This is a genomic window from Archangium sp., assembly GCF_045802675.1.
Classification (GTDB): Bacteria; Myxococcota; Myxococcia; order Myxococcales; family Myxococcaceae; genus Archangium.
On record NZ_JBJMQO010000044.1, the window covers coordinates 14,631 to 28,433 of the forward strand.

Below are 13,803 nucleotides of genomic sequence, written 5' to 3' on the forward strand. Positions count from 1 at the left end.
TACCCCACGGGCCCCGCACCTCCCATGTCCCCAGCCTCCCGCTTCCTCGCCCTCGCCCTGCTGGCCCTCTCGGGCTGCGAGCGCGGCCCCGCGCCGGGCCACGCCACCGTGGACTTCCGTCATGCCCCCCAGCAGGCGGGCGGCACGCCGGTGGCCTCCTGGAAGGGGGACGGGGTGACGGCCGAGGAGCTGCGCCGCCGCCTGGAGGAGATGAGCCCCGCGCTGCGCGAGCGCTACCAGACGCTCGAGCAGAAGCGCGAGTACGTGGAGGGCCTGGCCCGCTTCGAGCTGCTCGTGCAGGAGGCGCTCGCGCGCGGGCTGCAGAACGACCCCGAGGTGGTGGCCAGCACCAAGCGCGCCCTGGTGGCGCGGCTGATGCGCTCGCAGCTCGACGAGGCCCAGCCCCCCGTCACCGGCGCCGAGGTGGCCGCGTACTACCAGAGCCACCTGGAGGACTACGTGCGGCCGGAGCAGGTGCGGCTCTCGCACGTGTTCCTCGCCGCGCCCCGCGAGGACGCGGCCCGCGTGACGGCGGCGCGCCAGAAGGCGGAGAAGGTGCTCGCCGAGGCGAAGGCCCTGCCCGCCCGCGACTTCGCCGCCTTCGGCCGGCTGGCCCGCTCCCACAGCGAGGAGCCCCGCACGCAGCCCCTGGATGGGGATTTGCGCTACCGCTCGCTCGAGGTGCTCGCGCAGGACTTCGGGCCCGAGGTGGCCGAGGCCGCGCGCACCCTGGTGCCCGGTGGCCCGGGGACGCTCAGCGGCGTGGTGCAGACGGACGCGGGCCTGCACGTGCTGCAGCTCACCGCGCACCAGTCGGCGTTGGATTTGAAGCTCGAGGACGTGCGCCAGCAGATTTCCGGCCGCCTCACCCAGGACAAGCGCACCCGGGCGTGGGCGGAGCTGCTCTCCGGGTTGGAGAAGCGCGCCGGCTTCACGGTGGACGCCGCGGCGCTCTCGCGGGTGCACGTGGACATGAGCACCCCCATGCAGCCCGCCATCGGCCCGCCGCCCGGCACCCTCCCCGCCCCCTTCCCCCCCACCGCCGTGGAGCAACCGTGACCGTCGAGAGGAGCTCCTTCATGCGTCAGGTCTTCGTCCGCGCCACCCCGTTGCTTGCCACGGTGGCGCTCGCCGTGGGGCTCGCCGGTTGTCCCCAGAAGAACAAGGAGGACCCGGACGCCAACGTCGTCGCCACGGTGAATGGCGAGGTGCTGGCGCGCGCGGACTTCGAGCGCGAGCTGGGCCGCGAGCTCGCCGCCTCGTCCACCGAGTCCCCCCAGCACACCCCGGAAGAGGTGGAGCCCTACAAGCGGGCCCTGCTCGACACGCTCGTGCTGCGCATGGTGCTGGTGCAGGAGGCCCGCGCCCACAACGTCACGGTAACCCCCGAGGAGGTGGACCGGGGCGTGCTGCGGCTCTCCAGCGACTACCCGGCCGGCAACTTCAACGAGGTGCTGGCGCAGGGGCAGCTGTCCATGGCGGAGCTCAAGGCGCGCGAGGCGACGCGGCTCACCATCGAGAAGCTGCTGGCCAGCGAGGTGTACACGCGCGTGGCGCTGACGGAGGAGGAGCTGCGCGCCTACTACGCGGCGCACGAGGCCGACTTCGCCGAGCCCGAGCGGGTGCGCGCCGCGCAAATCGTGGTGAAGGGCATGGACGACGCGCGCCGGGTGCAGGCGCAGCTCAAGTCCGGCAAGAAGTTCTCCGAGCTGGCGCGCAAGTACTCGCTGAGCGCGGACGCCAAGGTGGGAGGGGACCTGGGCTTCTTCCCTCGGGGGCAGATGCCGCCGGCCTTCGACCAGGTGGTGTTCAACCTGGGCGTGGGCCAGGTGTCGGACGTGGTGGAAACGGAGTACGGCTACCACCTGTTCCGGGTGCTGGAGAAGAAGGCGGGCCGCAAGCTGGAGTTCGCGGACGTGAGAGAGCAGGTGGAGGCCCGGCTGCTGGAGCAGCGGCGGGCCGAAGCCCAGACGAAGTATGAGCAGGAGCTGCGGGCCAAGGCCCAGGTATGGGTGAACGAGGTCACGCTCCAGGCCATTCGCGGCAAGCCGGCCACGCAGCCGGCGGCCCGGGAAGAATGACGAGCCGTCCCCCTCGACGCGGGCACGGAAAGAGGAAGCCTATGAAGAAGCTGATCGGAACGATGGTGGCCGCGCTGGTGCTGAGCGGCGCGGTGGCACGCGCCGAGATGGTGGACCGGGTGGCGGCGGTGGTGAACCGCGACGTCATCGCGCTGTCCGAGGTGGAGAAGCGCGCGGCGCCGGAGCTGTCGCGGCTCAATCAGGCGGTGAAGGAGCCGCAGAAGCGCGCCGAGGAGCGCACCCGCATCACCAAGGCGGCCCTGGACACCCTCATCGGCGAGAAGCTGATGGAGGAGCAGATCAAGGAGCTGGGCCTGAGCGTGACGGACGCCGAGGTGGACGCGGCGGTGGCGGACGTGAAGAAGCAGAACAATGTCACCGACGACGCCCAGTTCGACCGGCTGCTGTCGGGCGAGGGCTTCACCGTGGCCACCTACAAGGACTTCCTGCGCAAGCAGATGTCGCGCATGAAGCTGGTGCAGCTCAAGGTGAGCCCCAAGGTGAAGGTGTCCGAGGAGGACCTGAAGGCGGCCTACACCCAGTACACCAAGCTGGAGTCGGGTGACGCCGAGGTGCACGCGCGCCACATCCTGGTGCAGGTGGACCCGAAGGCGACGCCGCAGCAGGTGGAGGCGGCGCGCAAGAAGGCGGAGGCGCTGGCCGAGGAGGCGCGCAAGCCGGGCGTGGACTTCTCCGAGCTCGCGAAGAAGAAGAGCGAGGGCCCGAGCGCCTCGGACGGCGGGGACCTGGGCTTCTTCCGGCGCGGGGTGATGGTGCCGGCCTTCGAGAAGGTGGCCTTCACGCTCAAGGAGGGCGAGGTGAGCGAGCCGGTGCGCACGCAGTTCGGCTGGCACGTGCTGAAGGTGGAGGAGAAGCGCTCGGTGGACGTGGCGCCCTTCGAGCAGGTGAAGGGCGAGCTGGAGAACCGGCTGAAGCTGCAGAAGACGGAGAAGTTCGTCGAGCAGTACGTGAACGAGCTGCGGCAGAAGGCGTCCGTCGAAGTCAAAATCTGAAGGGTTTCGGGAGGGGGTTGGCGCGTGAACGAGCGTCCCGTCGTAGGCATCTCACTGGGAGACGTCTCCGGGATCGGCCCGGAGGTCACGGCGCACGCCCTCTCCCAACCCAAGGTGCGCCGAGCGTTGGTGCCCGTCGTCTTCGGAGACGGGCCCACGCTGGAGCGCTTTGCCTGGTTCCAGAAGTACACCCGCGTCACGCCGGATGAGCTGACGCGGGTGAGCGGGCCCACGGTGTGCGTGGTGACGGAGCTGGCGCAGAAGCACCGCGTCCCCGGCAAGCCGAGCCGCGCCGGAGGCCGCGCCCAGTACCAATACATCCAGGCGGCCATCGAGGCGGCTCGAGCCGGGCACGTGGACGCGATCTGCACGGCGCCGGTGTCCAAGGAGCAGATTTCCCGCGCGGGCATTCCCTTCATGGGACACACCGAGGTGCTGGCCGAGGCCTTCGGCCGCGAGGTGCTGATGCTCATGGACGGCCCCCGGGTGCGCATCGCGCTGGCGACCAACCACGTGCCGCTGGCGGACGTGTCTCGGATGCTGACGGTGGAGCGGCTGACGAGCCAGCTGCACCTGCTGTCCAACAGCCTCCGGCCCGTGGTGGGCCGCACGCCGCGCATCGGCGTGCTGAGCTTCAACCCGCACGCGGGCGAGGGCGGACTGCTGGGACGCGAGGAGGTGGAGGTCCTCACCCCCGCCATCAAACGCGCGCGCCTGCTGAAGGTGGACGCGCACGGGCCGCTCGCGGCGGACGGGCTGTTCACCCAGGTGGACGACTTCCCCTATGACGTGGTGCTCGCCATGTACCACGACCAGGGCCTCATCCCCGCCAAGGCCCTGGACTTCGAGCGCACCGTGAACGTGACGCTCGGACTGCCGGTGCCGCGCACCTCGCCGGACCACGGCACCGCCTACAGCCTGGCGGGCACGGGCAAGGCGAGCAGCGTCCCCATGGCGGAGGCGCTGCTCAAGGCCGCCCGGCTCGCCTCGCGCTGACTCCGCTCAGTACGTGAACGGGAAGCGCACGGGCTCGCGGCTCTGCACCCGGTGCTGCGGGAACTTCCACGAGCGCACCTGCCCCTCGATGCAGCGGGCGAACGGCGTGCCCTGGAGGCCCTCGGTCTCCACGAGGGCCTCGACGGCGTCACCCGTGGGCAGCACGCGCCAGCGCACCACGAACCGGTCCTTGCCCGAGTCCGAGGTATGCGCGGGCCTGTGTGTCTCGATGCACGAGAGGATGGCCTCCTTGTGCGCGCTCACCACCTGCATGACATCCGACGTGGACAGGGACTCGGGCAGATCCTTGCCCGGCTCGGGCGGGATGTAGACGCTGCGTTTGGAGCGCGGATCCTCCGGCTTGTACTTCGGCGCGTCCTTCGAGAAGCCCAGCTGCTTCTCGAACTCCTTGTCGAGCGAGTCGTCGAGGTTGGTGGGATCATCCGCGGCCTTCTCGTCCTGCTGAGCCTTGTGCTTCCCCGCGCTGGCCGGAGCCGGGGCCGGAGCCACGGGCGCGGGAGGAGGCGTCGTCTGGCGGTGCTGCTGGATGGACCCGGCGGCACTCGCGATGCGCTCCTCCGAGACGGCCGGCGCGGAGCCCTGAGGGCCAGCGTTCCCCTTCGGCTCCACGGCGGTGGCCGCGGGCACGACGGCGGGCCTGGGCTTCTCGGGCTGCACCGCAGCGGGAGCGGGCTTCACCTCCGGCTTCACGGGCGCCGTGGCGGCGGCCGGAGCCTGAGGCGCGGGCTGCGGCGCCGGAGCCTGCACGGCCGGAGCCTGCGGCTGCGTCACCGGAGCCACCGCCACCGGCGCGGGCGCGGGCGCGGGCTGCGTCACGGCCGGGGCGGGACGCGGTGAGGCATCGGCCCCCTGCTCCGGAGCGCGACGGACCTGGGGCAGCTGGAGCAGCGCGCCCACGACGAGGCCCACGGCCGCGGAGCCGATGAGCGCTCCGGCCAGCAACGTCCTCCCCCGCCGCGAGGGCGCGGGCTCCTGGGGAAGCACCGGCGCGGCCATCATCCCGGGGACGAGCGGCGGAGCCATGGGCGCGACCAGAACGGGAGCCACCACGGGCGGCGCGGGCGGCGCCACCGGCACGGGCGCCAGGTGCGGCGCCACCACGGGAGTGCTCGACTCGTCCAGCAGGGCCGAGCGCGTCTCCTCCTTCGCCTGCTCCTGCGCCTCCCGCATCTTGCGCAGGAAGCCCTCCTCCTCCGCGACGAGCGAGTGCAGCGTCGAGAGGGACCTCTTCTCGGAGCCGCCCTTCTTCGCGGGGGCCGGGGCCGGGGAGACGCTCGCATCGGCCACCACCGTGGGCAGCCCCGAGACGGTCATCGCCGCCACGAGCTCGGGCACGCGCGACAGCGGCCTCCACGTGGGCCACGCCTCGCACCAGAAGAGGGTGTCGGGGTCGAACGCGCCCTGGTGCCACAGCTCGCGCAGCCGCTCCAGGCGGAACGGGCCCGCCGGCCGCGAGTCGCGCTCCATGTACCAATCCATCGCGCCCACGGGCACGGGCGTGGCGTCCTTGGCGGCGGGCGCGGCGGCCTCGGCCGAGGGCTGCAGGGCCGGCGGTCCGAAGAGCGCACCGTCGAAGATGGCGTCCAGGTCATCCGGACGCACCTCGCTCAGCGCGGACTGAACACTCGGGGGCGCCTCGGATCCGGAGTCGGACTCGGAGAGCCGCGGGGGCTGAGCCCCGCTGCCCACCCGAGAAATGAAATCACCCGCGATGTCTGAATGGTTCCCGTCCACACGCCCTCCTACCAGCCCCCGCTGCCCAGACGTTGGGACAGCTCGTGGCTCAACCTAAGGACGTCCGAGACCCCGGCCAGGATTCACGCTTCCGCGCGCGAGTGTTTCCTTTCACTTCCGAGCGCTTCCGCGGCGAGAAAGTTCTGCGTCCAACGCACACAACTCCCTCTCAGGCAAAAACCCCTGGACACCCTGACTACGTCGTTTCCGTGGATGGGTAGGGAAGGAGCGTGAGCAATTCCGCGCCATCCCTCCCAGGGTCGAGAAACACCACATCCGCGAATTCGCCCAGGTGCCGCAGTTGCACACTCACCCGCCCCACGGGGCAATAACCCAGGCATCCGGTGAGGCTGACGCGGACGTCGAGTCCCTTACCCGCGAGCGTGTCGCGGAGGCGGCGCGGAAGGTCCACGCCCCCGGCTCCCGTCTCCCGCCGCAACAGGCAGCGGTGACAGACCTGGGCCTGCGTCTCCGGGGGGCTCTCGTCATTCATGGCGGACCTCGTCCTCCTACCAACCGCGCCCCGCCCCGAGGCGAATGAGGAGGCCCGTGCGGACAATCCCCCGGCCGGTCCCAGGCAGGGCAGACGGCGGAGCGTGTTCCGCCCTTGTTCCCCATCCCGATGCACACCCTTGGGAATAGAGGCCTCACCCAAGGAGACCGGCTCTATGGCACGGAGTGAGGAGAAGCAGGAGGCGCCCCAGGAGGAAGTCCCCCGGATTTCCAGCGGCACGCCCTACCTGGATCAAATCCTCGCGGGCGGCTGGTTGCGCGGCGGAACCTATATCGTCGCGGGCCCGCCCGGCTCGGGGAAGACGACGCTCGCCAACCAGTTCTGCTTCGCCGTGGCCGAGCGGGGTGACTGCGCCCTCTACCTCACCCTGCTCTCCGAGACGCACGCGCGCATGATGCTGCACCTGCGCTCGATGTCGTTCTTCCGGCCCGAGAGCGTGGGCACCCACGTCTTCTATGTCAGCGGCACCACGGTGCTGAAGGACAAGGGCCTGCACGGGCTGCTGGAGCTGCTCACCCGGATGGTGCGCGAGAAGCACATCAAGGTCCTGGTCATCGACGGCGCCACCCTCATCCTCGAGCAGGCCGCCTCCCCGCTCGGGCTGCGTGAGTTCCTCCAGGGACTGTCCGTGCTCTGCGGGCTGACGGACTGCACCACCCTGCTCTTGAGCACCGAGGTGAACAAGGCCATGGGCGTCGAGTACGCCATGGTCGACGGCATCCTCGCGCTGACCGCGGAGCTGCTCGGACTCAAGGCCATCCGGGGCCTGGAGGTCCTCAAGTTCCGGGGCAGCAACAACGTCCCCGGCCGGCACACCTTCCTCATCGACGAGCACGGCGTGAGCATCTACCCGCGCTTCGAGGCGGTGCACCGCAAGATTCCCACGGTCATACCCGACCCGGACATCCGGCTGCGCTTCGGCATCCCCAGCCTGGACGCCATGTGCCAGGGAGGCGTCGTCGCGTACTCCTCTACCCTGCTGCTCGGCAGCGCTGGCAGCGGCAAGACGCTCCTGGGCCTGCACTTCCTGGCCGAGGGCGCCTCCCACGGAGAGCCCGGCCTGTACTTCGGCTTCGCGGAGAGCGTCGACACCCTGCGGCGCAAGACGAAGCAGGTGGGGCTCGACATGGACCCCTACCTGGACAGGGGCCTGCTGTGCCTGGAGGCCCGCGCCCCGGTGGAGACGCTCCCCGACGCCATGGCCCAGGAACTGATGGACCTGGTCAACCAGCACAAGCTCCAGCGCATCTTCATCGACGGACTGGAGCCCTTCGCCAGGGAGGCCATCGACCCCGAGCGCACCACGCGCTTCCTCTCCGCGCTGCTCAACGCCCTGCGCGACAAGCACATCACCACCCTGGTGGCGGAGCAGACCAACACGCTCTTCGGGCCAGACCTCCACTCCCCCATCAAGGGCGCGGAGGCCATCTTCGACAACCTTCTCCTCCTGCGCTTCGTCGAGCTCGACGGCCGGCTACGCCGCCTGCTGTCCATCCTCAAGATGCGCGACAGCGACAACGACCCCTTCCTGCGCGAGTTCATCATCTCCCACCACGGCCTGCAGGTGCGCGAGGCCTATGCTTCCCTCGAGGGAATGATGACCGGCCTGCCCACCCTGCGCAGGCAGCTCTCCAGCCATGAGCGCGCCGGGCTCCCCGAGCCGCCCCAGCCGTCCCGAGCGCCTCCCACCGGGCCGTCCAAGCCTTCCCGCACCAAGAGCTCCAGGCCCGCCCGGAAACCAGCGCGCCGCCCACGCAAGCCGGGAGGGCGCGCATGAGCCGCATCCTCATCATCGAGGACGAGGAGGTGCTCGCCGACTCGCTCCAGGACATCCTCGAGGGCGAGGGCCACCAGGTGCGCACCGCCCGCAACGGCCTCGACGCCCTCGACGTGCTCGCGCGGGAGAAACCGGACCTGGCGCTGCTCGACCTGATGCTGCCGCTGGTGGACGGGCTCACCGTGCTCAAGGCCTTGCGGCGCGACTCCCCTTCCTCCGCGGTGGTGGTGGTGACGTCCTGCTCGCGCGAGGCGTTGCGGGACCTGCCCGTGCAGGGCTTCCTGCGCAAGCCCTTCTCGATCGAGGCGCTGCTCGGAGCGGTGAAGAAGGTGCTGTCCGTGCCCTCCCCTTCCACGAGTTGAGGCCCACGCCGTGTCCACGAGCCCCACAGAGCTGCTGGACATCCTGCGGAGGAACCGGGACCGCATCCTGGAGGAATGGGCGCGGCTCGTCCGGGCCGAGCTGCCCGTCTCCGGCCTGCTGGCGGACGCGCTGCGTACCCACGTCCCGGGGATGCTGGACGCCCTCGTGGAGGCCCTCGCGCTGGGACGGGCCGAGCGGCCCCACGAGCCCCTGAAGCAGCAGGCGCGCGAGCACGCGGAGCAGCGGCACCGGCTCGGTTATGCCTTGGAGCAGGTGGTGCGCGAGTACGCCCTGCTGCGCAACACCTTCGTGCGCGTGCTCCTGTCCGAGTGCCCCCAGCCCCCCATCGCCGAGATGGAGCTGCTGCACCTGGCGCTGGACCAGGCCGTCGTCGAGTCGGTGACCACCTACGCCCGCGCCTCCACCCGGGAGTTGGAGACGGAGCGGCAGCAGTTGCGGCACGCATTGGAGTTCCGTGACCGGGTGCTGGGCATCGTCAGCCATGATTTGCGCAATCCCCTCAACGCCATCACCCTGTCGGCCGCGATGCTGCTGCGCCGGGGGAACCTCGACGAGCGCGTGCAGCAGAACCTCCAGCGCATCGTCAACGCGTCGGACCGCGCCCACCGGCTCATCCGCGACCTGTTGGACTACACGAGGGCCCGGCTCGGCGGCGGCATTCCTCTCGAGCCCCGGCCATGCGACCTGGGCGAGGTGGCCCAGCAGGTGGTGGACGAGGTGGCGCTGGCCTTCCCCGAGCGCATGTTGCACTTGCTCCGGGCCACCGAGAGGGATTTGCGCGGCGAGTGGGACCCGGACCGGCTCGCCCAGGTGGTGACGAACCTCACGCGCAACGCCGTGCGACACAGTCCCTCGGGGACGCCGGTGCGGGTGACGGTGCACGCGGACGAGCGGAGCGTGGGCGTCGACGTCCACAACGAGGGCCCGCCCATCGCGCCCGAGCTGCTGCCCACCCTCTTCGAGCCCTTCACCCAGGGCTCGGAGCGGCACTCGCACGAGGGCAACATGGGCCTGGGCCTGTACATCTCGCGCGAGCTGGCGCGGGCGCACGGCGGCCGGCTGGAGGTCGAGTCCCGCCAGGAGGAAGGCACCACGTTCCGCCTGGTGCTCCCGCGCACGCCCAGCCCGTGACGGCCCGGCCGGGCGCTGCCTTCGGGCCGACAGCCGTGAATGAGATGGATTGAGTCGCCTCCAGCGCCTTGTGAGGATGGCGCGAAGACAACCCCTCTTCGCCTGGAGTCACTGGATGAGACCCTTCTTCCTCTTTCCCCACGTGCGCCGCGGCGTCACGGGCCTGGTGCTCGGGGCCGTACTGCTCACCGGCTGTGGACCGAGCGGCCGGTGCGAGGGCACCGTGGGCGGCACCCACATCTCGGGCGACATCGATGGCGACAGCATGCTCACCATCCGCCCGATGAACAGTGACGTCGCCCCGACGCGCGGGGCGTGGCTCCGGCTCAATTACGGAGACGGCGCCCTGCAACTGCTCACGGTGATCAGCCTTCCCGCCGAGCAGGACACGATGGCGCTGCCCCTCGTCATGTCTCCGGAGGAAATCGCGCAGCACAAGCCCCAGGACGGCAGGGTGTCCGTGTGGAAGCTGCGGGCGCCCGCGGACGCCCCCGCCCTGGGTGGCGGCACCATCACGGTGAAGCTCGCGGACGCCAACAACCTCGAGGGAAAAATAGACGCCCTGTTCGAGGATGGCTCGCACCTCGAATGCACCTACGACGTGCGCGGCAAGAACACCGTGCCGGGCGACGACCCCACCTACAACGGCCCGCCGTGAGCCCGTCGCCCCCTCATCACGCGACTCAACGGTGGGCGCGAAGCCCCTCTGCGTAGTGCTGCAGCTGGCGCCGGGCGGCATCGAAGGCATCGTTCACAGCCTGGTAGGCGTCCTCGTGCGAGCTCTTATCCGCGTGGTCGCGGTCGACCACGATGTTCTTGCCGGGGACGTGCAGGTCCAGGTGGACGTGGAACTGCTTGCCCTGCTGATGATGCCGGTGCGGCTCCTCCACCACCACGTGGCAGCCGGTGATGCCGTCGAAGAACTGCTCGAGCTTGTCCGCGCTGTCGCGGATGTGCTCCGAGAGGGCATCGCTGGGACTCATTCCACGGAAGGTGATCTGCAGGTTTCGCTTCATCTTCGCGCCTCTTGCTGGGCTCGCCGTTGGAGCCGTCGTGACGCCCACTCTCCATTGCATACGGAGAGCCAACGCCTTCTCCCTCGGAAGACCCGGGGTGGAGCCCCTTCAGGCACGCAGCCTTTGCGGAAGCCCTCCGCGGGCGCGCAGCCTTTGCGGAAGAAGCGCCGGGACACACGGGGGGTGCGCGGCCCCGCACGGACAGGCACTCCGGGAGGCGGCCAGGCGGGCTTGTGCTGCGGAGCGTCAGGACGATGCACACCCTTGCTCGTTGGAGGTGAGCGTGTGATTCGAGTCGGCCCCGCGGGGTGGAGCTACGACGACTGGGCGGGAGTGGTGTACCCGAAGCCGAAGCCGAGGAGCTTCGATCCGCTGGCCTTCCTGGCGGGGTATTTCGACGCGATGGAGCTGAACACCAGCTTCTACGGGCCCATCAGCCGCCGCAACGCGGAGCTGTGGGTGGCGCGCACGGACTTCAACCCGGACTTCCGCTTCACCGCGAAGCTGTGGAAGCGCTTCACGCACGAGCGGGACTCGGTGTGGACGGCCGACGAGGTGAAGCAGACGCGCGAGGGGCTCGACGCCATCCACGAGGCGGGGCGGCTGGGGGCGGTGCTGATGCAGTTCCCCTGGTCGTTCCGCAACACCGAGGAGAACCGGGACTGGCTGGACGCACTGGTGTCCACGTTCTCCGGCTGGCCGCTGGTGGTGGAGGTGCGGCACGAGTCCTGGAACGTGCCGGACGTGTTCACGGAGCTCGCCGAGCGCGGCTTGGGCTTCGTGAACATCGACCAGCCGCTGTTCCACGATTCGATTGCACCGAGTGCGCGGGTGACGTCGTCGGTGGGGTACGTGCGGGTGCACGGGCGCAACTACCGCAACTGGTTTCGCAAGACGGCGAGCGCGATGGAGCGCTACGACTACCTGTACACGGCGAAGGAGCTGAAGCCCTGGGCCGAGCGCACCCAGGAGATCGCCGGGCACCCGCGGGTGAGTGACGTGTACGTGGTCACCAACAACCACGTGCGAGGCAAGGGCGTGGTCAATGCGATGATGCTGCAGACGATGCTCACGGGCCGGAAGGTGCACGCCCCGGAGACGCTGGTGAGCGAGTACCGCGACACGCTCGGGCCCTACGTGCTGCCGCCGGAGGAGGAGACGCGCGAGCCCCCTGGGGCCAGCCCCGCGGGGTGAGGGCACGAGGCCCCACGGCTCAGACCTCGAGGAATTTGGTGCCGGTGATGCCCGCCTCCTCCATGGCGCGCTTGACGCGCTCGGAGACAATGAGGACCACTTCCCAGCCCCACGGCCGGAAGATGTGGGCCTCGCCAATCTTCGAGGGGTCCACCTTCAGACCTCGGACATTCTTGTATTCACCTACCCTGTCCGGCTCGCCGTCCTCCGGCCTCCAATGGAACACCTCCTCGCACCGGGCGTCGTCGATGCACCGGATGACTTGTAAAGCATTGAGGAGGAAATAGGGCTCCGTCTGCCCCTCCACCTCGACCGGGATGAATTGCACTTCCTTTTGAATGCCCAGACGCTCGAATAGCGCGACGACCCGGCGGTGAACAATGGGTCCCCCCAAGGAATAAGAGAATTCCAGCGCAACGCCCGCCGGCTTCACCGACAAGCGGATCGGCTTCTCGATGTTCAGGACCCGTCCTTCCTTGAATCTCCAGACGTCGAACAGTTCTTCATCACCCTCCTGCTCATGGAGAGGCATCCTCAGGTGCCACCGTCCTGGGATGTATACGTCATCGTATATTTCGTAATACTTCATCTGTGCTGTCATGGTTGCCTCGTGGCGAGCTTGTTGAGCTTGGAGCCCGGCTTACAGACTTCTCCTGCAATCTCGTCGAGCGCTCTCAAGAGCTTGGCTCGACATTCAGCCGCAGACCTACATCTCCCAAGCGCCCCATCCAGTCGCTTGAATATCTCGCTGTGGTAATCCTCGGGATGAGGCCCCTTGTGGCCTCGCAGATAGACGATGTTCGCCGCATCATCCAGGCTCATCCCCGCCCGCTCGAAGAGTTCCTCGAACCGGGGCGTCCAGGGGCCACCGTTGAGTTCCGACTTGTCGTTCTTGTTGGTGGCGAGGTGGTGGGCATGGTTGTCGTCCTCCTTCGACCCGGCACACGCCCCCGTCGTCCGCGCCGCCGACACCGCGGCAGCCACCGCTCCGGCCGCCGTGTTCGCCGACACGCCCATGAGCACCACCGTTCCGTCCGCCACGCTCACCTGCGCTCGCGCCCCCGCCCCCACCGAGAAGCCTCCCTTCCCTCCCGCGAAGCCGAAGCGCGCGGGGGACAGCCTCGCCCACAGCCCTCCCTTCGGCACCTCCGGCAGTCCCCGGGCCAGCTTCGCCCCCGCCACCGTCACCAACACCCGCAGCCCCACGCCTCCCAATGCCTTCCCGAAGCGCTCGGCCACCGCCTCCAACTGCTCCTGCGTCCTCGCCGCCTCCGCTTCCCGGTACAGCCGCAGGCACGCCATCCCCACGTTGTAGAGCTCCGCCGCCGTGTACGTCATCAGCAACCCCAGCGTCACCGTCGCCGCCAAGGCCTTGGAGAACACCGGCTCCGGCGCCGCCCACGCCATCATGTAGAGCATCATCGACATGCCCACCGACAGCAGCACCGTGCGCGAGCTGAACAGCTCCACCGCCGCCTCGCGCACCCCGTCCCCCATGTAGCGCGGCGAGAGCTTCAGCGCCTGCATCCACCGGGCGCCCTCCAGCGACTCCGGCTGCGTGAACCCGGCGGGCCCAAACAGCTTCTCGTACTCCTCGCGTACCCGCCGCTCCAGGTCCGGCAGTCTCGCCTCGGACACGGGCCCCACCATCATCCCCGCCGCCACTACCCTCATGGGGACCGCCGCCACCCGATGCGCTCCGGGCCTCGCCACCTGGAATTCCTCCTCCAGCGCCGCCACCACCTCCCGCGCCTCCTCCCGCGACAACAGCGCCAGCGCCGGGTTCGGCCCGAGTGCCGCATAGGTGAGCTTCAGCCCCACTCCGTGCTCTCCCTGGTAGGGACTCACCCGCACGGGCTCCAACACCGACAGCCGCGCTTCGACTTCGGACGGTGCTGCCTGGACCGCCAGCGGCACCAACAACAACCAGAGGGCGGGCAGG

The 13,803-nt window shown here is 69.7% G+C and carries 14 protein-coding genes; 9 read left to right on the forward strand and 5 right to left on the reverse strand.

What is annotated here, in order from left to right:
• Positions 1–24: 24 nt before the first annotated feature.
• From ACJ8AN_RS13640 to pdxA, 4 genes are read left to right on the forward strand one after another with little or no spacing between them, the layout of a single operon-like run.
• Positions 25–1,059, forward strand: coding sequence for a peptidyl-prolyl cis-trans isomerase (locus ACJ8AN_RS13640; RefSeq protein ID WP_407755762.1), 1,035 nt, complete (start codon positions 25–27; stop codon positions 1,057–1,059).
• A 20-nt stretch (positions 1,060–1,079) separates the two neighbouring features.
• Entirely contained in the window at positions 1,080–2,081 is a 1,002-nt protein-coding gene (locus ACJ8AN_RS13645) for a peptidyl-prolyl cis-trans isomerase (RefSeq protein ID WP_407755763.1), read from the forward strand.
• 41 nt (positions 2,082–2,122) lie between these two features.
• Positions 2,123–3,094 (forward strand): peptidylprolyl isomerase, encoded by a 972-nt coding sequence (locus ACJ8AN_RS13650; RefSeq protein ID WP_407755764.1) that lies wholly within the window; start codon positions 2,123–2,125, stop codon positions 3,092–3,094.
• 24 nt (positions 3,095–3,118) lie between these two features.
• Positions 3,119–4,090 (forward strand): 4-hydroxythreonine-4-phosphate dehydrogenase PdxA, encoded by a 972-nt coding sequence (gene pdxA, locus ACJ8AN_RS13655; protein WP_407755765.1) that lies wholly within the window; start codon positions 3,119–3,121, stop codon positions 4,088–4,090.
• Between the two features lie 6 nt (positions 4,091–4,096).
• On the opposite strand, the gene ACJ8AN_RS13660 is transcribed toward pdxA, so the two are convergent.
• Together ACJ8AN_RS13660 and ACJ8AN_RS13665 are read right to left on the reverse strand one after the other, a co-directional pair.
• On the reverse strand, positions 4,097–5,713 hold the full coding sequence (locus ACJ8AN_RS13660; protein WP_407755766.1) for an AgmX/PglI C-terminal domain-containing protein: 1,617 nt from the start codon (positions 5,711–5,713) through the stop codon (positions 4,097–4,099).
• A gap of 328 nt (positions 5,714–6,041) precedes the next feature.
• Positions 6,042–6,338, reverse strand: a complete 297-nt coding sequence (locus ACJ8AN_RS13665) for a hypothetical protein (RefSeq protein ID WP_407755767.1) — start codon at positions 6,336–6,338, stop codon at positions 6,042–6,044.
• Between the two features lie 175 nt (positions 6,339–6,513).
• Between ACJ8AN_RS13665 and ACJ8AN_RS13670 the strand changes: the two genes are divergently transcribed.
• The 4 genes from ACJ8AN_RS13670 (at position 6,514) to ACJ8AN_RS13685 (ending at position 10,309) form a co-directional block, all read left to right on the forward strand.
• Positions 6,514–8,136 (forward strand): ATPase domain-containing protein, encoded by a 1,623-nt coding sequence (locus ACJ8AN_RS13670; RefSeq protein ID WP_407755768.1) that lies wholly within the window; start codon positions 6,514–6,516, stop codon positions 8,134–8,136.
• Positions 8,133–8,498 (forward strand): response regulator transcription factor, encoded by a 366-nt coding sequence (locus ACJ8AN_RS13675; RefSeq protein ID WP_407755769.1) that lies wholly within the window; start codon positions 8,133–8,135, stop codon positions 8,496–8,498. Before ACJ8AN_RS13670 ends, ACJ8AN_RS13675 begins: the two co-directional genes overlap by 4 nt.
• A 10-nt stretch (positions 8,499–8,508) precedes the next feature.
• Complete coding sequence (locus ACJ8AN_RS13680; protein WP_407755770.1) at positions 8,509–9,651, forward strand: ATP-binding protein; 1,143 nt, start codon at positions 8,509–8,511, stop codon at positions 9,649–9,651.
• A gap of 115 nt (positions 9,652–9,766) precedes the next feature.
• Positions 9,767–10,309 (forward strand): hypothetical protein, encoded by a 543-nt coding sequence (locus ACJ8AN_RS13685; protein ID WP_407755771.1) that lies wholly within the window; start codon positions 9,767–9,769, stop codon positions 10,307–10,309.
• 25 nt (positions 10,310–10,334) lie between these two features.
• On the opposite strand, the gene ACJ8AN_RS13690 is transcribed toward ACJ8AN_RS13685, so the two are convergent.
• Positions 10,335–10,667 (reverse strand): HPF/RaiA family ribosome-associated protein, encoded by a 333-nt coding sequence (locus ACJ8AN_RS13690; RefSeq protein WP_407755772.1) that lies wholly within the window; start codon positions 10,665–10,667, stop codon positions 10,335–10,337.
• Positions 10,668–10,952: 285 nt separating this feature from the next.
• On the opposite strand from ACJ8AN_RS13690, the gene ACJ8AN_RS13695 reads away from it, so the two are divergent.
• On the forward strand, positions 10,953–11,861 hold the full coding sequence (locus tag ACJ8AN_RS13695) for a DUF72 domain-containing protein (protein WP_407755773.1): 909 nt from the start codon (positions 10,953–10,955) through the stop codon (positions 11,859–11,861).
• 19 nt (positions 11,862–11,880) lie between these two features.
• On the opposite strand, the gene ACJ8AN_RS13700 is transcribed toward ACJ8AN_RS13695, so the two are convergent.
• Positions 11,881–12,462: an imm11 family protein gene (locus tag ACJ8AN_RS13700; RefSeq protein WP_407755774.1), complete on the reverse strand. Its 582-nt coding sequence runs from the start codon at positions 12,460–12,462 to the stop codon at positions 11,881–11,883.
• Entirely contained in the window at positions 12,459–13,802 is a 1,344-nt protein-coding gene (locus tag ACJ8AN_RS13705; RefSeq protein WP_407755775.1) for an AHH domain-containing protein, read from the reverse strand. The genes ACJ8AN_RS13700 and ACJ8AN_RS13705 overlap by 4 nt, the downstream gene beginning before the upstream one ends.
• Between the last annotated feature and the right edge of the window lies 1 nt (position 13,803).

Coding starts and splice junctions, on each gene's coding strand:
- ACJ8AN_RS13640 (WP_407755762.1), top strand. CDS start 25: ATGTCCCCAGCCTCCCGCTTCCTCGCCCTCGCCCTGCTGGCCCTCTCG.
- ACJ8AN_RS13650 (WP_407755764.1), top strand. CDS start 2,123: ATGAAGAAGCTGATCGGAACGATGGTGGCCGCGCTGGTGCTGAGCGGC.
- ACJ8AN_RS13700 (WP_407755774.1), bottom strand. CDS start 12,462: ATGACAGCACAGATGAAGTATTACGAAATATACGATGACGTATACATC.
- ACJ8AN_RS13645 (WP_407755763.1), top strand. CDS start 1,080: ATGCGTCAGGTCTTCGTCCGCGCCACCCCGTTGCTTGCCACGGTGGCG.
- ACJ8AN_RS13675 (WP_407755769.1), top strand. CDS start 8,133: ATGAGCCGCATCCTCATCATCGAGGACGAGGAGGTGCTCGCCGACTCG.
- ACJ8AN_RS13690 (WP_407755772.1), bottom strand. CDS start 10,667: ATGAAGCGAAACCTGCAGATCACCTTCCGTGGAATGAGTCCCAGCGAT.
- ACJ8AN_RS13670 (WP_407755768.1), top strand. CDS start 6,514: ATGGCACGGAGTGAGGAGAAGCAGGAGGCGCCCCAGGAGGAAGTCCCC.
- ACJ8AN_RS13685 (WP_407755771.1), top strand. CDS start 9,767: ATGAGACCCTTCTTCCTCTTTCCCCACGTGCGCCGCGGCGTCACGGGC.
- ACJ8AN_RS13665 (WP_407755767.1), bottom strand. CDS start 6,338: ATGAATGACGAGAGCCCCCCGGAGACGCAGGCCCAGGTCTGTCACCGC.